21 protein-coding genes and 1 pseudogene are annotated in these 24,567 nt (G+C 70.6%); 10 read left to right on the forward strand and 12 right to left on the reverse strand.

What is annotated here, in order from left to right; all coding sequences use genetic code 11:
* Positions 1-5 precede the first annotated feature (5 nt).
* A complete protein-coding gene (locus ACZ60M_RS07510; protein ID WP_465415706.1) occupies positions 6-995 on the forward strand; it encodes a hypothetical protein in 990 nt (329 codons plus the stop codon).
* Here the strand turns inward: ACZ60M_RS07510 and proC are convergent.
* The 3 genes from proC to ACZ60M_RS07525 are packed head-to-tail and all read right to left on the reverse strand — an operon-like array spanning position 992 to position 2,928.
* Positions 992-1,783 (reverse strand): pyrroline-5-carboxylate reductase, encoded by a 792-nt coding sequence (gene proC, locus ACZ60M_RS07515; protein WP_465415708.1) that lies wholly within the window; start codon positions 1,781-1,783, stop codon positions 992-994. The two genes, ACZ60M_RS07510 and proC, sit on opposite strands and share 4 nt — an antisense overlap.
* A gap of 57 nt (positions 1,784-1,840) precedes the next feature.
* Entirely contained in the window at positions 1,841-2,350 is a 510-nt protein-coding gene (locus tag ACZ60M_RS07520) for a DUF1990 family protein (protein ID WP_465415710.1), read from the reverse strand.
* Positions 2,351-2,352: 2 nt separating this feature from the next.
* A complete protein-coding gene (locus ACZ60M_RS07525) occupies positions 2,353-2,928 on the reverse strand; it encodes a GNAT family N-acetyltransferase (RefSeq protein ID WP_465415712.1) in 576 nt (191 codons plus the stop codon).
* 101 nt (positions 2,929-3,029) lie between these two features.
* Between ACZ60M_RS07525 and ACZ60M_RS07530 the strand changes: the two genes are divergently transcribed.
* Both ACZ60M_RS07530 and ACZ60M_RS07535 read left to right on the forward strand, forming a co-directional pair.
* Positions 3,030-5,066, forward strand: coding sequence for a vWA domain-containing protein (locus ACZ60M_RS07530; RefSeq protein ID WP_465415713.1), 2,037 nt, complete (start codon positions 3,030-3,032; stop codon positions 5,064-5,066).
* Positions 5,059-6,459 carry an extracellular solute-binding protein gene (locus tag ACZ60M_RS07535; protein WP_465415715.1) on the forward strand — a complete coding sequence of 467 codons (1,401 nt, stop codon included), beginning with the start codon at positions 5,059-5,061 and terminating at the stop codon, positions 6,457-6,459. The genes ACZ60M_RS07530 and ACZ60M_RS07535 overlap by 8 nt, the downstream gene beginning before the upstream one ends.
* Positions 6,460-6,540: 81 nt before the next feature.
* On the opposite strand, the pseudogene ACZ60M_RS07540 reads toward ACZ60M_RS07535, so the two are convergent.
* Positions 6,541-6,972, reverse strand: a pseudogene (locus ACZ60M_RS07540) (GNAT family N-acetyltransferase); the annotation flags it as partial.
* 131 nt (positions 6,973-7,103) lie between these two features.
* Between ACZ60M_RS07540 and ACZ60M_RS07545 the strand changes: the two are divergent.
* Both ACZ60M_RS07545 and ACZ60M_RS07550 read left to right on the forward strand, forming a co-directional pair.
* The gene (locus ACZ60M_RS07545) at positions 7,104-8,222 is read left to right on the forward strand and encodes a sensor histidine kinase (RefSeq protein ID WP_465415717.1); all 1,119 of its coding nucleotides are present in this window, start codon (positions 7,104-7,106) and stop codon (positions 8,220-8,222) included.
* Positions 8,219-8,881, forward strand: a complete 663-nt coding sequence (locus ACZ60M_RS07550) for a response regulator transcription factor (protein WP_465415719.1) — start codon at positions 8,219-8,221, stop codon at positions 8,879-8,881. The genes ACZ60M_RS07545 and ACZ60M_RS07550 overlap by 4 nt, the downstream gene beginning before the upstream one ends.
* Here the strand turns inward: ACZ60M_RS07550 and ACZ60M_RS07555 are convergent.
* Both ACZ60M_RS07555 and ACZ60M_RS07560 read right to left on the reverse strand, forming a co-directional pair.
* The gene (locus ACZ60M_RS07555; RefSeq protein ID WP_465415721.1) at positions 8,878-9,537 is read right to left on the reverse strand and encodes a hypothetical protein; all 660 of its coding nucleotides are present in this window, start codon (positions 9,535-9,537) and stop codon (positions 8,878-8,880) included. The genes ACZ60M_RS07550 and ACZ60M_RS07555 overlap by 4 nt on opposite strands.
* A gap of 51 nt (positions 9,538-9,588) precedes the next feature.
* Entirely contained in the window at positions 9,589-10,284 is a 696-nt protein-coding gene (locus ACZ60M_RS07560) for a class I SAM-dependent methyltransferase (protein WP_465415723.1), read from the reverse strand.
* Between the two features lie 150 nt (positions 10,285-10,434).
* Between ACZ60M_RS07560 and ACZ60M_RS07565 the strand changes: the two genes are divergently transcribed.
* Both ACZ60M_RS07565 and ACZ60M_RS07570 read left to right on the forward strand, forming a co-directional pair.
* Positions 10,435-12,180 (forward strand): ABC transporter transmembrane domain-containing protein, encoded by a 1,746-nt coding sequence (locus ACZ60M_RS07565; RefSeq protein ID WP_465415724.1) that lies wholly within the window; start codon positions 10,435-10,437, stop codon positions 12,178-12,180.
* A complete protein-coding gene (locus tag ACZ60M_RS07570) occupies positions 12,177-13,934 on the forward strand; it encodes an ABC transporter ATP-binding protein (RefSeq protein ID WP_465415726.1) in 1,758 nt (585 codons plus the stop codon). The genes ACZ60M_RS07565 and ACZ60M_RS07570 overlap by 4 nt, the downstream gene beginning before the upstream one ends.
* A 38-nt stretch (positions 13,935-13,972) precedes the next feature.
* Here the strand turns inward: ACZ60M_RS07570 and ACZ60M_RS07575 are convergent, their stop codons facing one another.
* The gene (locus ACZ60M_RS07575; RefSeq protein WP_465415728.1) at positions 13,973-14,383 is read right to left on the reverse strand and encodes a hypothetical protein; all 411 of its coding nucleotides are present in this window, start codon (positions 14,381-14,383) and stop codon (positions 13,973-13,975) included.
* Positions 14,384-14,636: 253 nt separating this feature from the next.
* On the opposite strand from ACZ60M_RS07575, the gene ACZ60M_RS07580 reads away from it, so the two are divergent.
* Positions 14,637-15,881 (forward strand): endo-1,4-beta-xylanase, encoded by a 1,245-nt coding sequence (locus tag ACZ60M_RS07580; RefSeq protein ID WP_465415730.1) that lies wholly within the window; start codon positions 14,637-14,639, stop codon positions 15,879-15,881.
* Positions 15,882-15,911: 30 nt separating this feature from the next.
* Here the strand turns inward: ACZ60M_RS07580 and ACZ60M_RS07585 are convergent, their stop codons facing one another.
* Both ACZ60M_RS07585 and ACZ60M_RS07590 read right to left on the reverse strand, forming a co-directional pair.
* Entirely contained in the window at positions 15,912-17,627 is a 1,716-nt protein-coding gene (locus ACZ60M_RS07585; RefSeq protein ID WP_465415732.1) for a hypothetical protein, read from the reverse strand.
* A 33-nt stretch (positions 17,628-17,660) separates the two neighbouring features.
* Positions 17,661-18,539: a 5'-methylthioadenosine/S-adenosylhomocysteine nucleosidase family protein gene (locus ACZ60M_RS07590; protein WP_465415734.1), complete on the reverse strand. Its 879-nt coding sequence runs from the start codon at positions 18,537-18,539 to the stop codon at positions 17,661-17,663.
* Positions 18,540-18,647: 108 nt separating this feature from the next.
* Between ACZ60M_RS07590 and ACZ60M_RS07595 the strand changes: the two genes are divergently transcribed.
* A complete protein-coding gene (locus ACZ60M_RS07595; protein ID WP_465415736.1) occupies positions 18,648-19,337 on the forward strand; it encodes an NUDIX hydrolase in 690 nt (229 codons plus the stop codon).
* On the opposite strand, the gene ACZ60M_RS07600 is transcribed toward ACZ60M_RS07595, so the two are convergent.
* Complete coding sequence (locus ACZ60M_RS07600; RefSeq protein WP_465415738.1) at positions 19,338-19,670, reverse strand: TfoX/Sxy family protein; 333 nt, start codon at positions 19,668-19,670, stop codon at positions 19,338-19,340.
* Between the two features lie 45 nt (positions 19,671-19,715).
* Positions 19,716-21,623, reverse strand: coding sequence for a glycoside hydrolase family 127 protein (locus ACZ60M_RS07605; RefSeq protein ID WP_465415740.1), 1,908 nt, complete (start codon positions 21,621-21,623; stop codon positions 19,716-19,718).
* A 307-nt stretch (positions 21,624-21,930) separates the two neighbouring features.
* Between ACZ60M_RS07605 and ACZ60M_RS07610 the strand changes: the two genes are divergently transcribed.
* Positions 21,931-24,012 carry a PhoX family protein gene (locus ACZ60M_RS07610; protein ID WP_465415742.1) on the forward strand — a complete coding sequence of 694 codons (2,082 nt, stop codon included), beginning with the start codon at positions 21,931-21,933 and terminating at the stop codon, positions 24,010-24,012.
* Here ACZ60M_RS07610 and ACZ60M_RS07615 read toward each other — a convergent pair.
* On the reverse strand, positions 23,981-24,565 hold the full coding sequence (locus ACZ60M_RS07615; protein WP_465415744.1) for an anthrone oxygenase family protein: 585 nt from the start codon (positions 24,563-24,565) through the stop codon (positions 23,981-23,983). The two genes, ACZ60M_RS07610 and ACZ60M_RS07615, sit on opposite strands and share 32 nt — an antisense overlap.
* Between the last annotated feature and the right edge of the window lie 2 nt (positions 24,566-24,567).

The raw sequence follows: 24,567 nt of genomic DNA on the forward strand, positions 1-24,567 counted from the left end.
CGGATGTGAGCGAAGTGCAGACCGAGGAGGCGGCGTCCGAGCCCGCACCCGCGAAGGAGCGCAAGGGCGTGCTGCACGTGGTCCGCTGGGTCGTGGGCGTGCTCGCGTGCGTGCTCGCCGTCGTCGCGGTGACCGGTGCGGTCGCCGCCTATTACGCGCGGCTCGAACTGCTCGACACCGACCGGTTCACCGAGCTGACCGCGACTATCGCCGAGGACCCGGACGTGCAGGCCGGGATCGCCGGGATCATTACGGCGCAGATCGACTCGGCGCTCGACATCGACCAGATCGAGGCGGACGCGGACGCGTGGATCGGCTCCAGCGTCGCGCCCGACGTGATCGAGTCGCTGGTGGATTCGGCGGTGGAGACGCTCAAGGCGTATATCGCGAGCGAGGTCGACAAGTTCGTGGCGAGCCCGCAGTTCATCTCCGTGTGGGACGCGGCGGTGCACGAGGCGCACAGCGGCCTGGTCTCGGCGCTCGAAGGCGGCGACGGCGTGCTCCAGGTCGACGGGAACACGCTCGTGGTCGACCTCGGGCAGGTGGTCACGGTCGTCAAGGACAGGATGGTGGACAACGGGGTCGCGCTCGCCGCCGACATCCCCGATGTGGACGCCCAGTACGTGCTGGTCGACTCCGAGCAGGTGCCGGAGCTGCAGCGGTACGTGGACCGGTTGAACTGGGCCGCGGACTGGCTGCCTTGGATCGCGCTGGGGCTCTTGGTCATCGGGTTCGTGGTGATCCCCCGCCGGTGGGTCGGGGTGCTCGTGGTCGGCGTGCTGGGCGCGGTCCTGGCGGGCGCGTCGCTGTGGGGGCTCGCGGAGGGGAGGACGCTGTTCGTCTCGCGTGCGAGTGATGCGGCGTTCGCGCCGGTCACGTATGACGCGTTCACCGATGAGCTGCGCACGACCTACCTGGTGATGCTCACCGTGACGGTGGTGCTGGCGCTGATCGCGGTGGCGGCGCTGTTCATGCGCCGCAAGCGTTCGGCTTAAGAGCCGTGGAGGTCGCCGCCGCGTTCGGCGGCGGCCGCGACGGCGGCCCGGATCGCCTCGTCCACATTTGAAGCGTCGAGCGATTCCAGAGCGGCCTCCGTGGTGCCGCCGGGCGTGGCGATCCGCTCCATGATCTCGCCGGGCGGCTCGTCGGAGTCCTGCAGGTGCAGGCACGCGCCGAGGAGCATCTGGTCGACCAGGAGGCGGGCGTCGACGGGGTCCATGCCGCCGTCGACGGCGGCGCCGGTCATCGATTCGGCGAGGTAGTACAGGAACGCGGGGCCTGAACCGGCGATCGCCGTGATGAGGTCCATCTTGGACTCCTCGGCGATCACGGTGACCCCGATGCGGTCGAAGAGGTCTTCGATCTCGGTGAGGTCGGTGCCTTCGGGCGCGGAGAGCGCGGTCGCGGCCCGGCGGGCTCCGGCGGCGATGTTCGTCATCGCGCGGACCACCGTGATGCCCTTGGGGAGCCGCTCGGCGAGCTTCGCGAGCGGGACCCCGGCGGCGAGGGAGACGACGATCGCGTCAGGTTCGAGGGAGGGCCCGATCGCGGAGAGCAGGGGCCCGACCGCGACGGGCGGGACGGCGACGAGCACCACGTCGGCTTCGGCGACGGCGCTCGGGTTGTCGGTGCCGACCTCGACGCCGTACCTGTCGGCGAGCTGGGCGGCCCGTTCGGCGGGCAGGGCGGTGGCCCAGATCTGGGCGGGCGGCAGGCCGGAGTCGATCAGCCCCGCGAGGACCGCCTCGCCGAGATGGCCCACGCCGAGCAGCGCGATGTCCATGTCCTCACCTCCGTATCAGCGCCTCATGGTCCGAAATCTACGGGCAGAGGCGAAAGGCTACCGGGATTCGGTGGGATTCGCCCGCCCGCAGGCCGCGCGCATGACCGTGAGGTAGCGGGCGTTGGCGCGCGTCTGGAGGAACCGGGTGACGGGGGCGCCGAGGCGGGTGAGGAGCGTGCCCGGGACCGAGAAGGACCGGACGGTGAACCGGGTGCGGTCCGCGCCGAGGGGTTCGAGCAGGAAGGACGCTTCGCCGCATTCGGGGTGTCCGCGCATGGTGCCGTATCCGAAGCCGGTCCGCTCGGGTGCCTCCTCGGCCCACACGACCTGGCAGGGCAGGCGCAGGCCGAGATAGCGGAGGGTGAACTCGGCCCCGGGCGCGGCGCGCGGCACGGACGCTTCCGGGCGCAGGCCGGTGCGGGCTTGGAGGCCGAACGTCATGACGATCTCGGCCGCCGCGGCGAGCGGGGCGTCGAGGTCGGTGGCGAGTTCGATGTGGCGGTAGCCGGGCGGGAGGTCGCCGGTGCGGGTCGCGCCGACCTCGGGGTAGTTGACGTTGAAGTCCACGGTCAGTCCATTTCCGGGTTGAGCACCTGGAAGAGCAGGTGGTCCTGCCACTTCCCGGCGATCTTGAGGTAGGCGGGGGCCACGCCGATCGGCTCGAAGCCGTTGCGCTCCAGCACCTTCTGGGAGGCCCGGTTGTCGATCAGGGTCTCGGCCTGGACGCGGCAGAGCCCCAGTTCCCCGAACGCGACCCGCTTGGCGAGGCGCACGGCCTCGGTCGCGATGCCGCGCCCGGCCATGGCCGCGGCGACCCAGTAGCCGGTGCTGCACGAGCGGAAGTACGGGCCGCGGATGATCGAGTTGAGGAAGATCTGGCCCGCGACCTCGCCGTCGTCCTCGATCGCGTAGGTCAGCCCGGTCCCGGCCTCGGCGCGCGCGAACGCGGCCTCGATCGCCTCGCGCACGCCCGCAGCGGTGTACGAGGCCTCGCCTTTCTCGGGTTCCCAGGGCGCGAGGTAGTCGCGGCCGTCGCGGCGCAGCGCGGCGATCGCTTCGGCGTCGCCGAGCGCGACGGGGCGGATCGTGATCATGACCTGATTCTGCCGCGTCCCGGGCGTCCCGGCGGTACGGGTTGCGGACATAGACACTCCCCGATGGGAGCGCGGTTGCGGCATACTGTTCCCGAACCTCCCTCGGACGACACTCCCCCCCCCCCCCCCGCGATACGGCAACGGAGCCACCAGTGGCCGACGACGAACCCGACCGCACCGAACCCAGCGACGAACCCGAGCCCGACCCGAAGCGCGACAGCGAAGAACGCGCGATCGCCCGCGCGGTGACCGAAGGCCTGCGCCGCGCCGCGCCGGCCATCACCGGCGTCAGCGTGCTCGTGCTCTGCCTCGAACTGCTCATCAGCGCCGCCTCGCAGCCGTGGCGGATCGCGCTCATCGTCGCCGCGATCGGCCTCTCCGCCGGTTCCTGGGTGTGGAACCTGCTGCACCCGGGCGACGGCAGGCGCCGCTCGATGATCGGCGTGATCGTCGGCGTCAGCGTGTTCTGCCTCGTCCTCGGGTACCTCCTGCGCCCGGTGGTGCACCGGGTCCACCAGGAGTGGTTCGTCGACTGCGACGACCCCGTGGAGCTCACGGTCATGGTCCCGGAGGACGGCGCGCTCGGATTCCAGAACGCGATCACCGAGTTCAACCGCACGTACGTGGACGCCAACAAGTGCCGCAAGGCGAACGTCACCGCGTACAGCGCGACCTGGCCCGAGATCCGGCAGGCCATGGAAGCGGGCTGGGAGCCGCGCCCCGAGGGCGAGGAGGAGCAGGCGGTGCCGTTCGAGCCGCTGCGCGACCTCGGGCCGCGCCCGCACCTGTGGATCGCCGAATCGCAGACCCAGGTCGACCTCGCGTACGACCTGCTGGACGATTCGACGTTCAACGCCGAGGTGTTCAAGCCCAGCGGGACCGAGCCGATCGGCCGCACCCCGCTGGTCCTGGCCGTGCCCGACAGGCTGATCGCAGCAGGGTTCAACGGCGGCCACCGCGTCACCGAGACCTCCCTGCCGGACCTGGTCACCGCGCTCGGCGAGGACCACGGCACGCCCGTGCTCCGCTCCGACCCGGCCGTGACCACCTCAGGGCTGCTGTTCCTGCGCGCCCTCTACGGCCCCGAAGCCGTGCCCGGCGGGGCCGGCGCGCGGATCGAGGCCATGCTCGGCGACGCGGCCGCCGCAACCGGCATCGCCCTGTCCCCCAGCGACACCGACCTGCTGTGCGACCTGACCCGGGAGCAGGGCCCCAACCCGACCGCGGCCGTGCTCACCACCGAAGCGGCCCTCGCCCAGTACAACGCCGGGTCCCCGCTCGGCGACGACTGCCCGCTCACCGAGAGCGGGCGCTCAGGGCTCGTCCCGGTCTACAGCACCGGCTTCGGCGCCCTCGACTACCAGGGCGTGCTGCTCGACTGGGACGAGCCGTACGGCAAGGAGCGGGCCGAGGTCGCCCGCGAACTGCGGCAGTGGCTCGCGGACGACACCGGCTGGAAGCCCGGGGACATGGGGGTGCGCGGCGAGGACTACAAGGGCGGGGAACTCTGGGGCGATCGCGACTTCGACAAGGAGTTCCCGGTCGCGGCCGATCCGATCAGCGCCACCGAGTTCACCGACCTCCAAGGCGTCTACGGGCAGAACCGCCCGCCGACGACCGTCCTGCTCGCGATCGACCACTCGCCTTCCATGGAGGAGACGGCGAGCGGCGGCCGCACCAGGTTCCAGTTCGCGGCGGACGGCGCGGCGACCGCCCTCGGATACCTGGGCGCCAACGCGGCGGACCAGGCGGCACTGTGGACGTTCCCTGCGGCAGGAGACGCCTCGCACCAGGAGGTGTTCGGCATGACCTCGGAGCCGGTGGACGACGTCGCGGGGCTGCTCGCCGCCACCGAGCCCAGCGACGGGGTCGACCTGCACCAGACCGTGGTCGACGGCCTCGCCGAGCTCGAAGCGGCCGTCCCCGCGGAGGGCAGCAGCGCGATGGTGGTGCTCACCGACGGCGACGACCAGGACCACTCGCAGACCACAGTGGATGCGGTGCTGGCGGCGCTCGACGCTTCACAGGCGCGCCTGTACCTGATCCCGGTGGGCGAGAAGTCCTGCGGCTCAGCGAATCTCGCTCCGCTTGTCGAGGACGCCCGCGTCGAGTGCATCAACCCCGAGAGCGACGAGCTCACGAAGGAGTTCGACGACCTCTTCAACAAGCTGTGGAGCGGCAATGAGTAGACGGCGACCGCTGAACCTGCGCCTGGCCCGCCGGACCGTGCTCGAAGCGGTCGGGGGATTCGCCGCCGCGGGCGCGATCGGCGGCGCGTACCTCCTCGGCTCCCGGGAGGCAGCACGGGGATGGGAGGAGGTCGGCGAGGACCACCTGCGGCTCTACGCCGCCCGCGACGACACCGCGAACGGGCAGCGGCGGCTCCTCATCGGGCAGTGGAACGCCTGGCACCCCGACCACAAGTGCGAGATGGTCGAGCTCCCTCCGACCGCCGACCTGCAGTACAGCGCCGTCCACGCCATGCTCCAGGCCGAGGACGACGGCGTCGACGTCGTCGAACTCGACGTGCCGTGGATCGCCGAGTTCGCCGCCGCCGGGCGACTGCGGCCGTTCGAGGACGCCGACAAGCAGGGCTTCCTCAAGCGCCCCATGGAAGCCGGGCGCTACGACGGCGAGCTGTTCGCGCTGCCGTTCAACACCAACGTGGGGATGCTGTACTACCGCAGGGCCCGCGAGCACGACTTCGCCAACGGCGTCCTGACCCAGAAGCAGGCCGAGTCGATCACGGACTGGCGCGGCCTGCGCGACCAGATCGAGGTGATCCTCAAGGAGGACAACGACTTCGAAGGCGGCATCGCGATGCAGCTGGCGGACTACGAGGGCTTCACCGTCAACGTCTGGGAGTACCTCCTGGCCAACGGCGTCGAAACCGGAGACCACGCGACGATCGACTTCAGCAGTGCCGCGGCCAAGGACCAGCTCGACGACCTCGCGGGCGACCTGCACGAGGAGGTCGCGGACGGCAAGTACACGATCCTGCCCGACGCCCTGCAGCACAACGAGGACGAATCGCTCGCCGCGTTCCAGGAGGGCCGCACCCCCTTCCTGCGGCACTGGCCGCAGGCGATCCGCACCCTCGAAGCGTGCGACGCGTTCGCCGCCGCGCAGTCCGCAGTGGACTTCGAGATCGGCGTCGTCCCGATGCCCGGCGGCGTGCTCGGCGGCGGCAGCCTCGCGGTGAGCGCGTACTCCAAGCGCCCGAACGTGTCCCGCGACCTCGTCAAGTTCCTGACCGGGCCGACGAGCCAGCAGCTCCTGTTCGAACGCGGCGGCTTCGCCGCGACCCGGCCCGAGCCGTACTTCGACGCGATCGCGCAGATCGACAGCGGCATCGCGGCGGCCGGCAGCGACTGCGAGACCACCGGCGGGCCGCGCAGCGAGGCCCGCGCGATGTACGACGCCCTCACCGGCGAGAGCACCGGCCAGCGGCCCGAAGTGCAGCGGTACACCCAGTTCAGCCGCGCGTTCTGCGAAGTCGTGCACCAGAAGCTGAGCACTGACGCCGCCCCCGATTTCGACGGCCTCCAGGCCCGGCTCGACGCGGCGATCGAAGGGCGGTAACGCCCGCAGGCCGAGGGTGTACCAGTCCAGGACGCGCCCGTCGGGTTCGCTGCGGCGCTGCAGGAACGCGAAGCCCGCCCGAGCGGCGACCGCCGCCGAGCGGGTGTTCGCCGGCTCGCAGCGGATCACCGCTTCAACGCAGCCGATCGAGGCCGCGTAGACGCAGGCGAGGCGCACCGCGCGGGTCGCGAGACCCCGGCCGCGCCACTGCGGGTACAGCCCGTACGCGAGATTCGCCTGGCCCTCGCGCAGGTAGTACAGGCCGGTCTGGACGTCCACTGTGCCCGCCAGCGCGAGACCGGGGACCACGCGGATGCCGAAGTTGTGGAACGGCCCGCCGTCCCGCCACCAGCGCGCGCAGCTGTCGAGGTAGTCGCGCAGGCCCTCCGGGGAGGCCGGGTCGCCGCTGAGCCAACGCACCAGCTCCTCGTCCTCCCCCGCATAGTGGGCCGCGAAATCGGCGGGCCCGAGCGGGAGGAGCGAGACCGTGCCGTCGGTGAGCGCCTCGTGCATGCCTCAAGCCTGGCGCAGACCGCGCCTCCCCGCAACGGAATCCGCGACCGAGGAAGGATGCGGGCCGACGAAAGTATCGGATCGGGCCGGGATGCTCGCCGCGGCGGCCCGGGGCGGATAGGTTCGGGCCCATGAGCGGCGACGGAACGAGGCGCGGGGCGCGCGGCCTGGCGGTGGACCTGGGCGTGTTCGCGATCGGGGTGTTCTCCTGGCTGTTCATCGCCGGGGAGCGACTGAACGCCGAGATGCCCTCGCCCCCTTGGCTGTTCGATGTCGACATGGCGACCGGGCTGCTGGCGCTGCCGCTGCTGTGGCTGCGGCGGCGCTGGCCCGTGCAGGCCGCCGTGGCGCTCGTCGTCGCGTCGGCGTACGCGGAGACCGTCGCGTTCCCGCTGATCGTCATGCTGTTCTCGGTGGTCGTGCGGCGGCCGCTGCGCACCGCTGCGTGGGTCTTCGCGGCGGCGTTCGCCGCCGGGGTCGTGTACATGGCCCTGCGGCCGGACGAGATGAGCGTCGCGGGCTCGCTCGGATTCTCGCTGGCGCTGCTGGCGGCCACCGCGGGCTGGGGCCTGTTCGTGCGGTACCGGCGGCAGCTGCAGGCCCGTGCGGCCCAAGCGGAAGCGGACGAGCGCGAGCGGGCCCGGCAGCGGGCGCGCGACGAGCTCGCGCGGGAGCTGCACGACATGCTCGGGCACCGGCTCTCGATCCTGAGCCTGCACGCGGGCGGCATGGAGTACCGGCCCGACGCCCCGGCCGAGGAGCTGACGCGCGCGGCCGGGGTCGTGCGGGAGCAGTCGCAGCTGGCGATGCGGGACCTGCGCGAGATCATCGCGATCCTGCGCGCCCCGATCGGCGAGCTGCCGCAGCCGACGATGGCCGACCTGCGGGCCCTGGTCGACGAGGCCCGGCCCGGTGCGCGGATCGAGCTGGACGTGAGCGTGGACGGCGAGGTGCCCGAGCGGGCGGGGCGCACGGCCTACCGGATCGTGCAGGAGGCGTTGACGAACGCCCGCAAGCACGCCGAGGACGGTCCGGTCGTGATCACTGTGGAGGGACGGGTCCTCGACGGGCTCGGCGTCACGGTCGTCAACGGGCCGGGCCGCGACACCGGGCCGGTGTCGGGGGCAGGGCCGGGCCACGGGCTCATCGGCCTCGAAGAGCGCGCCGCGCTCGCGGGCGGGCGACTCGAGTACGGGGCGACGGCCGATGGCGGCTGGCGGGTGCACGCGTGGCTACCCTGGACCGCATGAGCGAGCCCTCCGTGAAGATCCTGGTCGTGGACGACGATCCGCTGGTGCGTTCGGGCCTTCGGATGATCCTCGGCGGCGCCGAGGACCTTGTCGTGGTCGGCGAGGCGGGGAGCGGCGCCGAGGTGCCGGAGCTGGTCGCGAGGCTGCGGCCGGACGTGGTGCTCATGGACCTCCACATGCCCGGTGTCGACGGGCTGACCGCGACCGAGCGGCTGCGGGCCGTCCCGGACGCGCCGGAAGTGCTGGTGCTCACCGCGTTCGAGGCCGACGGGCACGTGCGGCGGGCGCTGCGCGCGGGAGCGGGCGGGTTCCTGCTCAAGGACACGCCGCCCGCCGAGATCGTGGCGGCGGTGCGCCGCGTCGCCGCCGGTGAGCCGGTGCTCTCTCCTGAGGTGACGCGGCGGCTGATCGGCATCGTCGCGGGCGGCGCCCCTGATCGCCGGGCCGAGGCCCGGGAGCGGTTGGGCGCGTTGAACGACCGCGAGACCGAGGTCGCGGTCGAGGTCGGGCGCGGCAGCTCGAACGCGGAGATCGCGGCGGCCGTGCACTTGAGCGTCCCGACCGTGAAGACCCACGTTTCGGCGGCTTTGAGCAAGCTCGGCTTGAACAACCGCGTGCAGCTCGCGCTGCTGGTCAACGACGCAGGGCTGGCGGACTAGACCTCGACCGGGCGCTCACGGCCGGCTTTGCGGGCGTCGATCACCGGCACTGCGGGCGCGTACTGGGCTACCGCTGCCGCCAGCGCGCGGCTGCCGCTCGCGCTGAAGACGACGCTGCGGCGGACCAGCGAATCGGGGATGTGGGCGGGGATGCCTTGGCGCGGATCGCTGCTGAATGCTTTGCCCAGGTCGGTCAGGGCCGTGGCGCCGGGGTCGAGGAGCAGGCCGTCCACGTCGCCAGCGCGGGCTTCGGGCTCGGAGCGCAGTTCGATGCCGAGCATCGTGGCGCGGTAGGACAGGCCGCGAGCGGTGTAAGTGCGGTGCCACAGGACGATCCGGCGCACCTCGGTCCACGCGGCTTCGGTCCGAGGGGACCGGTTGCGCTTGTGCAGGGCGAGGTGCGGGGTGTCCTCGAAGTGGCGCAGCCCCTGGTGGTCGAGCTCGGCGACGACCGCGCCCCGGGCGAGGAAGACGCCGCGGGCGATCGGGAGGCCGCCGAACAGCGCGATGCAGAAGACCGCCGCGAACATCGTCTTGACCTCCGGGTCGCTGGCGAATGCCTGGACGCCAGTGGCGGCGAAGAGGCCGCCGAATGCGGCGAGCAGGGTGTCGCGCCAGTTCCAGCGGTCGAGGAGGCGGGTCGGGGATGCGGGCATGGGGTCCTTCGATCGGGTCGGGGCGGCCCACTCTACTGCGCCTCGGCGAGGTCAGGGGCGGCGCAGACTCACGGCGAGGAACGAGGGCCGGGCGTTGAGCTTCGCGAACGCCTGCGGGTCGACGGCCTCCAGTTCGGGGACCGGGCGGGGCTCGATCAGCTGCTCCAGGAGGAACCCGGCGTCGAGGAGGTCGGTGACGAACCCTGCGACCGTGCTGCGCTGGAAGTGGATCGGCGGCAGGTCGTCGCGGAGGTGGAGGTCGACCCAGGCGTCGGAGAAGTAGGAGCCGCCGAAGTGCTTCCAGTCGGCGGCCGGGTGGGTCGTCGAGATGAGGAGCCGCCCGCCGGGTCTGAGGACGCGGAAGACCTCGGCGAGGAGCCCGGCGCGGTCGCGGATGTGGTGGATGACGAGGGCGCAGAGGGCGGTGTCGAAGGAGTTGTCGGCGGCGAAGCCGAGCGGGCGTTCGAGGTCGTGGCGGCGCAGTTCGGCGCGGTCGCCGACGCGGGCTCTCGCGTGGGCGAGGAGTTCCGCGCTGCCGTCAAGGCCGGTCACGGCGGCACCGCGTTCGAGGAGCGCTTCGACGTAATAGCCTGCGCCGCAGCCGATGTCGAGGATGCGTTCGCCGGTGACGTCCCCGGCGAGGGCGAGCATCGCGGGCCGGTCGACGTAGGCGTTGTAGGCGCCGTTCAGCGCATGGGCGGCGAAGGCGTCGCCGAGCGCGCCGTGGTACGCGGTCTCTCGAGGCATCGGGACAGTATCCGGGAGGCGGGCACCGCCTCGCCAGCGCTTTCCGGGCGCCGCCGGGACATCGTCCAATGAGTGAAAAAAGGGTTGGGGCTGGCCGTTCGCGCCCGGTAGCGTTCACTCGCGCATTCCCTCGAACCGAAAGCACCGCAGATGGCACGCTTCACTCCCCCTCGGGACCCGGGCGGGCCCCTCGCACACCCGAAACCGGCGGTCGCGGTGATCGGCTGGCTCTTCCGGTCGCAATGGCGGATGCTGCTGATGAGCACGCTCATCTCGTTCGCGTTCCTCGGCGCCCAGCAGTTCGTGCCCCTCGTGGTCGGGCGGGCGGTCGACGAGGGCCTGGTCGCGGGCGACCGGACCGCGCTGTACTGGTGGTCCGCGGGCCTCATGGCGTGCATCGGGATCGCCACGGTCACGGGCGTGGCGAGCTTCTACTGGATGATGTACACGTCGATGGACACCGACTTCCGGGTGCAGCGGCGGCTGGTCGACACGGTCGTGGCGGTCGGTTCGAGGATCAGGTCGCGGGCGGACGCGGGCGAGCTCGTCGCGATCTCGGCGGCCGACGCGCACGCCCTGAGCTCGGTGTCGATGATGTTCGGCCGCTTGGCTTCCGCGGTGCTCGCGTTCGTGCTCGCGCTGTCGATCCTCGCGACGCTGTCGTGGTGGTTCGTGCTCGCCGCGGGCGTGGGCGTCCCGGCCATGTTCATGCTCCTGCGGCCGCTGTTCCTTCGCCTGGAAGCGCGCGGGCGCGAGTTCCGCGCCCGCATCGGCGAGCAGACCGGCATCGGCACCGACGCCGTCGCGGGCCTGCGCGTACTGCGCGGCATCGGCGGCGAAGCGCACTTCATCGGCCGTTACAAGGCGGCGTCGCAGGCGTCGCGCCGCGCCGGGGTCCAGGTGCGCCGCACGGCGGCCGGGCTGGAGTTCGCGCGGCTCGCGCTGCCGGGGACGCTGCTCGTGCTCGTACTGTGGATGGGCGCGGAGATGACGCTGAACGGCCGCATCACGGCGGGCGAGTTCGTGGCGCTCTTCGGGTACCTCGTCGCGCTCACCCGGCCGCTCGGCTACACGATCCAGGGCGTGGACGCCCTCACCAGGGCGATCATCGCCTCGGGCCGGTTCCAGAAGCTCCAGGACGAGCACCCCGAACCCGAGCCGGAGGACGAGACCCCTTGGCCCGCAGGAGAGCGGCTGCGCGACCCGGTCACCGGCACCACCATCGAGCCGGGCCTGATCACCGGGATCGTCACCGGCGACGGCAAGGGCGCGACCGAGCTCCTCGACCGGCTCTCCGGCTACACCGAGACCGGCGAGCCCGCCCGCATCGGTTCGACTCCGTTGGACGCCTTCAGCACCGCGACCGTGCGGCGCCACGTGCACCTCCTCGAAGCCCGCGCGCAGCTGTTCAGCGGGCCGCTGCGCGACCAGCTCGACGTGGACGGGCAGCGCACCGACGCCGACATCATGCGGGCGCTCCACACCGCTTCGGCCGTCGATATCGTCGGCGTCGACCCCTCCCTCATTGAGAGCGACGAGGTCCCGGACAGCGGCTACGACCTCGACACCGTTGCGGGCGAACGGGGCCGGAACTTCTCCGGCGGCGAGCGCCAGCGCCTCATCCTCGCCCGCGCGCTCCTCGTCGACCCCGAGATCCTGGTCCTCGACGACCCGGCCAGCGCGTGCGACGCCCAGACCGAGGCCCGCATCGCCGAACGCCTCGCAAGGCACCGGCGGGGCCGGACCACCGCGATCCTGACGAACTCCCCGCAGCTCCTGGCGGTCTGCGACCGCGTCCACTTCCTTTATGGGCACAGCCTCAGCACCGAAGTCGTGTCGGGGACCCACACCGAACTGCTGCACCAGGCCGAGTACCGAGAGGCGGTCACCCGATGAGCCGCGCGACGCTCCCCATCGCGACCCCGGCCGAGACCCGCAAGTACCTGCGCGGGCTCGTCGGCCGACACCGTCTCCGTTTCAGTCTCGTTGTGGCCCTGACGATCGGCGCGGCCCTCGCGGGCATGTCGACGCCGTACATCGTAGGGCTCATGACCGACGCGTTCGCGTCATGGGCGCGCGACGGCATCGGCGACCCGGGCGCGGACCTGCGGTGGCAGATCCCGCTGATCCTGGCCGCGGTGCTCGCGCAGGCGGGCCTGACGTGGGCTTCGTACCGGAACCTGGCGGTGCTCTCGGAGCAGATCGTGGCCGACGTGCGCGAGGAGTTCATGGAGCGCACGCTCGCCCTCCCGCCGGGCCAGGTCGAGGCCGCCGGGACCGGGGAGCTCTTGTCGCGCAGCAGCCTCGACGTCTCCCAGGTGCAGCACTCGCTCGTGCAGGCCGCCCCCCAGTTCTTCACCGGGATGGTCACGGTGCTCGTGTACGTGGCGGGCGCGGCCCTCGTCTCACCGGTGCTGGGCGCGGCGATCCTGGTGGCCGTGCCGCCGATGGTCCTGATCCTGCGCTGGTACTTCAAGCGCGCGTTCAACATCTTCCACGACGTGCAGGCCGCTAAGGCCGAGATGACCTCAGCCGTGGCCGAGACGATCGACGGCGTCAAGACCGTCGAGGCGCTGGGCTGGCAGACGCGGCGCGTCGCGCACACCGACCGGGCGATCGACCGGCTCCTCGGGGCGCAGATGCGGTCGATGCGGTTGCGCGGCACGCTGTTCCCGGTGCTGGACTTCTCCGCGTTCCTGCCGTGCTTCACGGCACTGCTCCTGGGCGGCGTCCTGACCGCGACCGGGTACCTGACGATCGCGCAGACGACCACCGTGGTGCTCATCATGCAGCTCGCGGTGGCCCCGGCGATCGAGATGATCCTCTCGCTCGAATGGGTGCAGAGCGGGATGGTGTCGCTCGGGCGGCTCATCGGCGTCGCGGGCGAGCAGGCCGGCGGCGACGCGGAGCCCGACCGGGAGCAGGACGAGATCATCGAGCTCAAGGGCGTGACCTTCGGTTACGTCCCGGAGAAGCCGGTCCTGCGGGAGGTCGACTTCGCGCTGCGAAGGGGCGAACGCCTGGCGCTGGTGGGCCCCACCGGAGCCGGAAAGTCCACACTGGCCCGCCTGATGGCGGGCATCCACCAGCCTGATGCCGGAAGGGTGCTCGTAGGAGGCGCGGAGACGGCCGAGATCAACGAGACCATGCTGCGCCGCTTCGTGATCCTCGCGACCCAGGAGTACCACCTCTTCAACGACACCCTCGGCTCCAACCTGCGCCTCGGCGCGCCCGGAGCCACCGACGAGCAGCTGCAGGAGGCGCTGGCGGTCGTCGGCGCGGGCGACCTCGCCGACCGGCTCGACGACGGCCTCGACACCGTCGTGGGCGGCCGCGACCACGCGCTCACTCCGGCCGAGGTGCAGCAGGTCGCGCTCGCGCGCGTCATCCTGGCCGCGCCCGAGGTGATCGTCCTCGACGAGGCCACGTCGATGCTGAGTCCCAACGCCGCCAGCGACATCGAGCAGGGCCTCAACCGCATCCTCGCGGGCCGCACGGTCGTCAGCATCGCCCACCGCCTCAACACCGCCCACGACGCCGACCGCGTCGCCGTCGTCGAGCACGGCCGCATCACCGAACTCGGCTCCCACGACGAACTCCTGGAGCAGAACGGCACCTACGCGGCGCTGTGGCAGCGCTGGCACGGCTAGCGCGCCGGCCCCTTGCGGACCGGCGCGCATTCGTTCACTCAGACTCGGGTGGTGAACCAGTCGGAGCAGTCCCATCCGTTGGCGGAGTCCCAGCAGATGCTCCACCGGAAGTCATGCCCCTCGGGGAAGTCCTTGTTGCAGACGGTCCACGCCTTGGCCTGGCCGAGCGTGTCGATGCACTCGCCGGTGCGGTCGCCGTCCAGGTCGTACCACTTGAGCTTGACGCCGTAGCCGTTGGCCACGTTGTCCTTGAGCCACAGGATGTCGCCGCTGGGCTGGACGCAGCCGTCGACGTTGGGGGTGTATCGGCGGTCGGTGCAGGAGCCGGTCCAGTCGGCGTCCACGGCGTAGTTGATCTCGGTGGCGGCCGCGGCCGGGGAGGCGATCCCCAGGACGGTGAGGAGTGAGACGGCGAGCATGGCAAGGATTGCGGGAATCCGCTTTCGCATCATTGCGTTCCTTTCTTGACTAAGGCTCCCACTCAAGTCGGCTACTGAGCGGGTTGCCGCAGACACGCTGCGCGGCAGGGGAATCCGCGTCAAACGACGATGCCGCACTATGAACGCGCAAGGGTGTACCCAAGGTTGCCTACTCCGCGAAAGATTTTGGTATCGATCCCACGGCGCAGAAAGCGAGCTTGACTCGGGGGCTTCGGGCTGTTGGAATACGGGTGGTGAAACTTCCATGGAAAGTAGCGATTTAATGACTGAAACTTTCGGTGATGCTCGGATCAGGGAGCATCGGGCGGCCGATGCGACGGTGACGCTGACGCTTGACGGGGAGCCACTCGCGGGGCGCGAGGTGGTGCTGGAGCAGACGCGGCACCAGTTCCTGTTCGGCTGCACCGGGTTCGAGCTGATGGACCACGCCAACGGCACCTCAGCGGACCCCGAGGCCGACGCGCGGAACGCCGAGTTGTGGGAGGGCCTGTTCAACTTCGCGACCCTGCCGTTCTACTGGGGCACGTTCGAGCCCGAGCGGGGCAAGCCGCGCACCGAGGCGCTGCTCAAGGCCGCGCAGTGGTTCGCCGATCGCGGGCACCCGGTCAAGGGCCACCCGCTCGCGTGGCACACCGTATGCGCCCCATGGCTGCTCGACCTCGAGAACGAGGAGATCGCCCGCGTCCAGGTCGAGCGGATCAAGCGGGAAGTCAGCGAGTACGCGGGCGTCATCGACATGTGGGACGTCATCAACGAGGTCGTCATCATGCCGATCTTCGACAAGTACGACAACGGCATCACCAGGATCTGCCGCGACATTGGCCGGATTCCGATGGTGCGCATGGTCTTCGACGCCGCGCGTGAGGCGGGGCCGAACGCCACACTGCTCTTGAACGACTTCGACATGTCCGCGGCGTACGAATGCCTCATCGAGGGCGTCCTCGAAGCGGGCATCAAGATCGACGCGCTCGGGCTCCAGAGCCACATGCACCAGGGCTACTGGGGCGAGGAGAAGACCGAGGCGATCCTCGAGCGGTTCTCCCGCTACGGCCTCCCGATCCACTTCACCGAGACCACCATCGTCTCCGGCGAGATCATGCCGCCCGAGATCGAGGACCTGAACGACCACCAGGTCGACTCCTGGCCCTCGACCCCTGAAGGCGAGGCCCGCCAGGCCGACGAGATCGAACGCCACTACCGGACGCTCCTCGCGCACCCGTCGGTCGAGGCGGTCACCTACTGGGGCATGTACGACACCGGCATGTGGCTCGGCGCCCCCGGCGGCTTCGTCCGCCTCGACGGGACCCCGAAGCCTTCCTACGATCGCTTGCACCACTTGGTGAACGAGGAATGGGGCACCCCGCCTACGACGCTCATGACGGATGAAGCGGGGCGGCTCCGCTTCAACGGCTTCCTCGGCGACTACAAGGTCGCGTTCGCAGACCGCCAGGCCTCCTTCGCACTCGGCGAGGCGGGCACGGCGCACCTCGAAGTCACGCTGGATTAGGAGAGCGGGGGCCTCGCGGCCCCCGCTTCCTCAGGCCACGGTGCCGCGGCTCGAATCGCCGACCGAGCCGACGTTGGCCTTCGAGTTGGCGCCCGCCGCGGCGGTGTTGAGCTTGCCGTAGTTGATGACGCCGTTGTTGACGATGGTGTTGGCGCGCTCGTCGAGCTCGCTGATGTCGACGTTGTTCTCCCGCAGGTAGTCCAGGAGGGCGTCGAGGATCTGGCGCTCCAGGATCTCGATGTACTTGATCGAGTCGCGGTACTGGAAGTAGTTGTGCTCGACGACGTCGGTGCCGAGCTCGCGGATGCCCGCGACCGCGCCGTGGTCGCCCGCGCCGACCTTCGTGCCGCCACGTGAGGTGCCGCCGTTGCCTCGGGCGAGCTCGGCGAGGACCACGAAGGGACTGCGCAGCAAATCGATCGGCATGCCGATGATCCCGCGAACGACGCCGAGGAAGATCGCGTAGTCCTTCGACGCGCCGCCGTATACGTGGTACCGCTCGGGCGTCGGCGGGAGCACGCAGCTGGTGAACTCGACGTACAGGGTCTCGCCCTGCAGTGCGCAGTGGAGGAATACGGTCGTGACCAGTTCGCCGCTCCAGGAGTCGATCGTGCAGCGCAGGTAGTGCCGCACAGGCGTGGTCGGGTCGGCTTGGATCTCCTCGATGGTTTCGAACGTGTAGTTCGACTTCCGCAGGTGGCTGGGGTCGAACGCCGGAACGGCAGTGTCCCGGCCCGACACGTACACGTTGTCGCTCAGTTCGAGCCCCGGCAGTCGCCTGGTCACCGCGGTGTCCGTGCTGAGCTGCTCGATGCGGCTCTTGACGAAGCGGTTGAGGCCCACCGGGTCGATGGTCATTGCAGAGCCGCCGCCCGCCTTCTCGTCGGCCGGGTGCAGCGTCATCGCGAACTGCCAAGTGGCGAGCGTGAATCCGGAGCCGACGAACGGCGCCCGGTTGGCGTTGAAGGTGACCACGGGCGAGCGCTGGACCAGGCCGATGAAATGGGTCCGTTTGTCGACCGTGCCAGCAGGTTCGAGTTCATCCGGAATGGACATCAGACTGTGGGCGCGCGTGGCCCCGCAGACCGCGCACACCGCGGCGAGGACGAACAGCCAGGCGATCGCCGATCCGGGGCCCGGGCCCTCGTCGATGCCCGGTCCGGACGCGTCCAGGAACAGTACCCCGACGAGTTCAGGCAGGACTGTGAAGAGGAAGGCCGCTACGACCAGTGCGGCGAGCGCGAACAGCGCAATCCGGGCGCCACCGAGCCGCGAGAGCGGCAGGGCCGAGACGCTCCCGGTCGGGGTGACCGAGCGGGACTCGGCGAGCAGGGCCGGGATGGCGATCAGCGACCAGATGGCGAGTCCGAAGAGGAGCGCGGTCTTCGACACCACCGGGGCGCAGAGGAGAAACACGAGCAGGATAGCGAGGATTCCGAGTTGGGAGAGGTCGATCGCGCGGGCCCTGCGCATGTGCCGCAGGATCGGCACGGCGTCGGTGCCGGGGTTCGGGGCGACGGCGCGATCGGGGCGGTCGTACACCTCGTCGAATACGGCGTTGCGGAAGTCGCGGTCGATGTAGGCGGCCGCGCAGAGATGCTGGGTCGCCGCGTTCTTGGGGGCCGGCTGCGGCCCAGGCGGTGGAGCGACCGGCGGTTCGGAAGGCGGGGCAGGGGGGTGCGGCCGGTTGGGGCGGCGAAAGACGGGTTCGTAGTCGTTCGGTTGAGCAGAGGCGGGTGTGGTCATGGGGGTGACACCTTTCTCAGTGCGGGTGCGGACTCACTTCCGGTGTTCGATGGTGATGCGGCCCTGGGCGTTGTCGCCCATTGCCGCGATGTTGGCGTTGGCGCCGTTGCCTACCGCCCCTATGTACGTGTTGCTGCGGCCTTGGCCGAGCTTGCGGATCTCGGCCTGCTTGGGTTTGGAGCGGCCGATGAGGGCGAGCGAGAATGCCGCGGCGTTGCGGGCGGCGATGGGCTGGCGCAGCTTGTCGGCCTCTTTGGTCTTGTCGCCCAGGAGGTCGGAGATGCCGCGCACGACGAATGCGTCGACCGCGGGGCGGCGGTGGGCGGCGGCCATGGCGCCGTAGCTCTCGGTGTCGACGGCCTGGGCGTCGCTGGAGTGGCGGCTGATGAGCTCGGCGGAGGCCGAGGCGTTGCCGGTGATCACTTTGGAGCCGGAGGCGATGGGGCGGTGGAAGACGCGGGGCGCGGTGTCGAGGCCGTCGGCCCAGGCCGGGTCGTCGGCGATGAGCTGGGCGCGCTGGTGGAGCGGGAAGGAGGTGCGGAAGGACTCGGGGCGCGGGAGGAGCCCGGTGTCGGTGTCCTGGCCGGACTCGTAGCCGTAGACGTGGGTGGCGGCCACGACGTCGCCGACGCGGGCGTCGCGCAGGCCCCCGGCGATGCCGCAGAGGACGAGGATCTGCGGGCGCCAGGTGGCGAGGGCGTGCTCGACGGCGGCGGCGGTGCGCTCGTTGCCGCGCCCGGCCATGACCAGGACGAGGCGCCAGAGCCCTTGGGGGCCTTCGTACTCGGTCTCGCGGTAGACGGTACCGCCGATCTCGTGGTCGGTGAACTCGTGCCCCGGGAGGAGGTCGAGCACCGCGCGGCGTTCGAGGTCGATGGGAGTGCAGAGGACGGCGGTCGGGAGGTCGTTCATCGCGTCTCCAGGGGGTGTGGCGGAGCCTCGGTTATTGTTGATATAACAACAAGAGCGAGCGTATACCGCGCCGCCAATAATTGTCAAGACGTCAATAAGGGGATCACCTTGAGCGACAGCACGAGCCCGCAGTACTTCGTGGCGGCCGACGTGGCGATCCTGACGATCCGCGACGGCGTCCTCTCGGTCCTGCTCATCAGGCGCGCCAACCCGCCGTTCAAAGGCAGGCTCGCGCTGCCGGGCGGGTTCGTCGAGCCCGATGAGACCGTCGAGCGCGCGGCCGCGCGGGAGCTGTTCGAGGAGACCGGGATACCCAAGTCCGCGTCGCGGCTCGACAGCATCGGCGTCTACTCCGAGCCCGAGCGCGACCCGCGGCGGCGCGTCATCAGCGTCGCCTTCGCGGCCCTCGTACCGAACCCCGGCGAGTCGCGCGCGGGCGGCGACGCCGCCTCGACCCAGTGGCTGCCCGTCGACCGGGCCCTCAAGGAGCCCTTGGCGTTCGACCACGTCGCGATCCTGGAGCGGGCCGTCGATCATGCGCGGCGGCAGCTGGAGTACACGACCGACGCGACCGCGTTCTGCCAGGAGGCGTTCACCATCGCCGAACTGCGGCGCGTCTACGAGATCGTCTGGGAGACCAAACTGGACCCCGGGAACTTCCACCGCAAGGTCACCCGCATCGAAGACTTCCTGCAGCCCACCGGGGAGACCACGACAAGGGACGGCGGCAGGCCCGCCGCGCTCTTCACCGCAGGCACCCTCAAGCGGCTCCCGCTGCCGCTCTCCCCCGGGCGGTGATCACTTGCGGGGCAGGGACTCCGCGAACGCCAGGCCCCGCTCGATCCACGTGCGCAGCTGCTCGTCCGAGGCGCATACCTCTGGGGCGATGCGAATCCAGGTCTTGGAGTCGTTGCCGCCCATGACCATCGGCTCCGCGCCGGGTTCCAGGACCAGGTCCGGGAAGTCCTCGCGGCCGACCCGGATCATCGCACCGCCGCCGCCCAGGACGGCCGCGGCCATGTTGCCGTGCGCGAACCAGCACAGGCCGCCGAACATGAACTTCTCGGTCACGTACGGCCGGTTGTCGAAGATGTCGCGCACGCGCTCGGCCAGCGCCTCGTCGTAAGCCATGGGCCCAGGGTCCCATGCGGCACCGACAAGGCGCTGGCGAAACCGCTACGGGGTCTCGCGGACCCAGACGGCCATGGTGCCCTTGCCGCGGTTGGCCCACGCGTAGTACGGGACGGTGCGGATCTCGGTCGGCTCGGCCGCCAGCGGTGCGGTGGCGTAGAGGCCGGTCGGGGCGGGGCCGTCGACCAGGCCTGCGGCGACGATGACGTCCTGGCCGTCGGCGTGCTCGGTGCGGAGCTCGCCGCCGCGGTCGATCACGAGGCGCGGCACGGGGCCCGCGTTGTCGACCTCTTCGACGCAGTGGACGATCGGGCCGCGCTGGATGGCCACTTTGCCCACAGTGGAGGTGACGCGGGCGTCGGCGCGGACCAGCGCAGGGGCCATGGGGAGGACGAGTTCGACGCGGTCGCCGAGGGCCCAGGCGCGGTCGAGGACGGCGTAGCCCTTGTCGGTCGTGTACGGCAGGACCGTGCCGTTGACGCTCACGGTTGCCGCGCCGGTGGCCCATTCGGGCAGGCGCAGGCGGAGCGTCATGGGAAGGGGCGCTTCGGCTTCGGTGATTTCGAAGGTGATAGTGCCGTCCCACGGGTAGTCGCTCTCCTGGGCGACGGTGACGCGCTGGCCGCCGTGGGCGAAGCGGGCGGAGCCGGTGACGTAGAGGTTGACCCACAGGCCCTCGGTGTCGGCGACGTACGCGTACTGCTCGAGGGAGGTGAGGAGCCGGGCGAGGTTGGGCGGGCAGCAGGCGCAGTCGAACCAGTCGCTGCGTTCGACCGTGCCGTCGCTGGCGAGGGGGTTGCCGTAGAAGTACTTGGTGCCGTCGGCGGAGGCGCCGGAGAGGACGCCGTTGTAGAGGGCGCGTTCGAGGACGTCGACGTACTTGGCGTCGCCCGTGAGGATCATCATGCGGTGGGCCCAGAGGACGAGGCCGATCGCGGCGCAGGTCTCGGCGTAGCCGGTGTGGTCGGGGAGGTCGTAGGCCTTGCCAAAGCCCTCGATGGACGGGTCGGAGCCGATGCCGCCGGTGACGTAGAGCTTGGTGGAGACGAGGTCGTCCCAGAGTCGTTCGCAGGCTTCGCGAAGGCCCGCGTCGCCGAGTTCGAGGGCGAGGTCGGCCATCGCGGTGTACTGGTACATGGCGCGCACGGAGTGGCCGACGGCTTCGGTCTGTTCGCGTACGGGCGCGTGGGACTGGGCGTATTCGCGGCCGCGCTGGTCCCGGGGGCTGAAGGGGCGGGCTTCGCGTCCGGCGAAGTAGCCCGCGTGGCCGCGGCGTTCGCCTTCGAGGTCGAAGAAGAACGGCTGGGTGCCGCGGTTGTCGATGAAGCGCAGGGAGAGGTCGAGGTAGCGGCGTTCTCCGGTGGCGCGGTAGAGCTTGACGAGGGCGAGCTCGATCTCCTGGTGGCCGTCGTAGCCGCCTTCGCAGGAGCCGCCGGGGCCGAACTCCTGGTCGATGAGGTCGGCGTAGCGGCGGACGATGCCGAGGAGGCTGGTCTTGCCGGTCGCCTCGTAGTGGGCGACGCCGGCTTCGATGAGGTGCCCGGCGCAGTAGAGCTCGTGGGCGTCGCTGAGGTCGGTGAAGCGCTTCCCGGGCTTGACGGCGGTGAAGTAGTTGTTGAGGTAGCCGTCCTCCTGCTGGGCCCCGGCGAGGAGGTCGATCGCCTTGTCAACGGCCGCATCGAGTTCGGGGTTCTCGCCGGTGGCGAGGACGTAGCTGGCGGCCTCGATCCACTTGGCGACGTCGGAGTCCCAGAAGATCGGGAAGCGCTCGCGGTCGTCGCCGTCGTGGCTGCGGGGGGTGAGGAGCAGGGCGTCGAACATGCCGCCTTCGCGCAGGCGGGTCTCCTGGTGGGGGATGGTGCGGGTGCGCACGGTCTCGCGGCGCGGGGACCAGAAATCGTCGGCGATCTGCACGTCGGCGATGGGGAGGGAGGTCCGGTGCGGAGCGGGCATGGCGGTTCCTTCGGCGTGGCGGAGAGGACGGACGGAAAAGGTTTTCGGACAGGCTACCCGGGCCGCGCATTTACCGATACAGGGGTCCCACGCTGCGGAACGCGGCGTGGCCGGAACGGCTCCGAAAGCGTTTCCGAAACCGAGTGGCCTTGCGCAATCCGAGAGCGCCCCTTCACGTTTTGTTCACTTTCGGTTGGTGGGCGGGGTACCCGCGGCGAATAGCCTCCGGAATCGGAACGCGCCGATCCGCCGCCCCGACCCGTGCATCGGCGATCCTGTTCCGGACGTACTGCCATAGGAGTCCCAAATGAATCACCGTGACGCCGCCAAGCGGCGCAAGCTGCCGCTCCTGTCCGACCACATCGGCGGCCGCTCGCAGCTGACCTGCCTCTACCGCTGCGGCGACGCCTGCAGCCACCCCGTGCCGAACACCTCGGACAACCCCTACATGGGCGACCTCATCGCCTCCGTCGTCTCCCGCCGCTCCCTGTTCAAGACCGGTGCCGTGGTGACCGCGGGCGCCGGCGTCGCGGGGGCGCTCGGCGGCAGCGCCGTGTTCGCCTCTGAGACCGACGAAGCCGGTGCGGCGCAGTGGAACTCGGTCCCTCGCGGCCTCCGGTTCGACGCCGTGGAGCCGAACAAAGAGGACGCCGTCACGATCCCGGACGGGTACGAGCAGCAGGTCGTGATCCGCTGGGGCGACCCGATCCTCGACGACGTCAACGACTTCGACCCCGAGTCGCAGACCCCTGAGGACGCGAACGGCCAGTTCGGCTACAACTGCGACTTCCTGGCCCTGCTCGACCTCCCCGGGGAGCGGCGCCGCAAGGTGCTCGTCGCCAACCACGAGTACACCTCCGAGTCGATGATGCACTACGGCTACGACTCCGCCGCGCCCACGCGCGAGCAGGTCGAGATCGGCTGGGCCTCGCACGGCCTCTCCGTGGTGGTCCTCAAGGAGGACAAGGACTCCGGCGACCTGACCCCGATCGTCGGCCACGAGCTCAACCGCCGCATCACCGCCACCTCCGAGTTCGTGATCTCCGGTCCTGCCGCGGGCAGCGACCTGCTGAAGACGACCGCCGACGCCGAAGGCGCGCTCGCGCTCGGCACGCTGAACAACTGCGCGGGCGGCGTCACCCCGTGGGGCACCGTCCTCTCCGGCGAGGAGAACTTCAACCAGTACTTCGCGAACGCCGGCCAGGTCACCGACGCGACCGCGAAGGCGCGCCTGGCCCGCTACGGCCTCTCCGGGAACGCCAGCGAGCGCAAGTGGGAGCAGTACGACCCGCGCTTCAACGTGCTCCAGGAGCCCAACGAGCCCAACCGCTTCGGCTGGATCGTCGAGCTCGACCCGTACGACCCCGACTGGACCCCGCGCAAGCGCACCGCCCTGGGCCGCTTCAAGCACGAGGGCGCCGGGCCGCGCGTGGACCGCCAGGGCCGCGTCGTGGTCTACATGGGCGACGACGAGCGCTTCGACTACATGTACAAGTTCGTCTCCAAGCACAAGATGAAGTCCGGTTCGGGCCGGAGCGCGCGCGAGCACAACCGCACGCTCCTGGACGAGGGCACCCTCTACGTCGCCAAGTTCACCGGCGACAGCACCGGCGAGATCGACGGCACCGGCGCGCTCCCCGACGACGGCGCGTTCGACGGCTCCGGCGAGTGGATCAAGCTCGCCAGCGGCGACGAGTCCTTCGTGGACGGCATGACCGCCGAAGAGGTGTACGTGTTCACGCGCCTCGCGGGCGACAAGGTCGGCGCGACCAAGATGGACCGTCCCGAGGACGTCGAGGTCAACCCGAAGTCCGGCAAGGTGTACGCGGCCCTCACCAACAACTCCCAGCGCGGCGCCAGCGGCAAGGCCGCGGCCGACGAGGCCAACCCGCGCAACAGCAACAAGCACGGCCACGTGCTCGAGCTGACCGAGACGAACGGCGACGTCACCTCGCTGACCTTCGGGTGGAGCCTGCTGCTCGTCTGCGGCGACCCCGAGGACCCGGCCACGTACTTCGCGGGTTACCCGAAGGACCAGGTCAGCCCGATCTCGTGCCCGGACAACGTCGCGTTCGACCCGCAGGGCAACCTGTGGATCTCCACTGACGGCAACGCCCTGGGCATGAACGACGGCCTCTTCGGCGTCTCGCTCACCGGCCCGACCCGCGGCCTGACCAAGCAGTTCCTGACCGTGCCGCTCGGCGCGGAGACCTGCGGCCCGGTCGTCCAGGACCGCCACATCCTGGTCTCCGTGCAGCACCCGGGCGAGATCGACGGCGCCAGCGCCGAGGTCCCGCTCTCGCAGTGGCCCGACGGCCCGGAGGGCACCCTCCCCCGCCCGTCCGTGGTGAACGTGGTCAAGGACCGCTTCGGCAGCATCGGCTGCTAAGCGGCGCATAGCGAAACGGGGCGACCGGGAACGGTCGCCCCGTCTTCTTGTGGGCTAAGGAGTTGCGGCCGTGGACGACCAGGGCCCAGGCGAGGGCCAGGAGCGACAGGAGCGAGGCCACGCCGCGCACGGTGTTCCAGGCGATCCAGCGCGACTCGATGCTGGCGCGCAGGGCCGCGGGGTCGGCGATCGCGGCCGGGTCGCCCGCGGCTTCGAGGCGGTCGTTCATCGGCACGTTGACGGCGATCGTGCCGATGAACATGACCAGGGCCAGGACGAGGGCGAGCAGGAGCCACGGGGACGCGGCGCGGTTGCCCGAGAACCAGTTCAGCGCCAGCGCGGCGACGGTGAAGAGCACCGAGCCGAGGAACGCGGTCATGAACCAGCCGTTGAGGATCACGCGGTTGATGCTCTGCATCCCGGCGATCCAGCCGCGGTCGTCGAGGACTTTGAGGCCGGGCATCACCGCGTAGGAGAACCCGGTGAAGAGCCCGGCCATGAGGCCGACGCTGAGGGTGGAGGCGAGGAGCGCGAGGAGTTGGAGGAGTCGCACGG

This window comes from Glycomyces sp. NPDC050141 (assembly GCF_055586545.1).

Excerpts from the sequence above, each read along its gene's own strand:
- proC (WP_465415708.1), bottom strand. The coding sequence starts at position 1,783 with ATGGACATCGCGCTGCTCGGCGTGGGCCATCTCGGCGAGGCGGTCCTC.
- ACZ60M_RS07525 (WP_465415712.1), bottom strand. The coding sequence starts at position 2,928 with ATGTCCGCAACCCGTACCGCCGGGACGCCCGGGACGCGGCAGAATCAG.
- ACZ60M_RS07535 (WP_465415715.1), top strand. The coding sequence starts at position 5,059 with ATGAGTAGACGGCGACCGCTGAACCTGCGCCTGGCCCGCCGGACCGTG.
- ACZ60M_RS07545 (WP_465415717.1), top strand. The coding sequence starts at position 7,104 with ATGAGCGGCGACGGAACGAGGCGCGGGGCGCGCGGCCTGGCGGTGGAC.
- ACZ60M_RS07550 (WP_465415719.1), top strand. The coding sequence starts at position 8,219 with ATGAGCGAGCCCTCCGTGAAGATCCTGGTCGTGGACGACGATCCGCTG.
- ACZ60M_RS07555 (WP_465415721.1), bottom strand. The coding sequence starts at position 9,537 with ATGCCCGCATCCCCGACCCGCCTCCTCGACCGCTGGAACTGGCGCGAC.
- ACZ60M_RS07560 (WP_465415723.1), bottom strand. The coding sequence starts at position 10,284 with ATGCCTCGAGAGACCGCGTACCACGGCGCGCTCGGCGACGCCTTCGCC.
- ACZ60M_RS07565 (WP_465415724.1), top strand. The coding sequence starts at position 10,435 with ATGGCACGCTTCACTCCCCCTCGGGACCCGGGCGGGCCCCTCGCACAC.
- ACZ60M_RS07570 (WP_465415726.1), top strand. The coding sequence starts at position 12,177 with ATGAGCCGCGCGACGCTCCCCATCGCGACCCCGGCCGAGACCCGCAAG.
- ACZ60M_RS07575 (WP_465415728.1), bottom strand. The coding sequence starts at position 14,383 with ATGCGAAAGCGGATTCCCGCAATCCTTGCCATGCTCGCCGTCTCACTC.
- ACZ60M_RS07580 (WP_465415730.1), top strand. The coding sequence starts at position 14,637 with ATGACTGAAACTTTCGGTGATGCTCGGATCAGGGAGCATCGGGCGGCC.
- ACZ60M_RS07585 (WP_465415732.1), bottom strand. The coding sequence starts at position 17,627 with ATGACCACACCCGCCTCTGCTCAACCGAACGACTACGAACCCGTCTTT.
- ACZ60M_RS07590 (WP_465415734.1), bottom strand. The coding sequence starts at position 18,539 with ATGAACGACCTCCCGACCGCCGTCCTCTGCACTCCCATCGACCTCGAA.
- ACZ60M_RS07600 (WP_465415738.1), bottom strand. The coding sequence starts at position 19,670 with ATGGCTTACGACGAGGCGCTGGCCGAGCGCGTGCGCGACATCTTCGAC.
- ACZ60M_RS07605 (WP_465415740.1), bottom strand. The coding sequence starts at position 21,623 with ATGCCCGCTCCGCACCGGACCTCCCTCCCCATCGCCGACGTGCAGATC.
- ACZ60M_RS07610 (WP_465415742.1), top strand. The coding sequence starts at position 21,931 with ATGAATCACCGTGACGCCGCCAAGCGGCGCAAGCTGCCGCTCCTGTCC.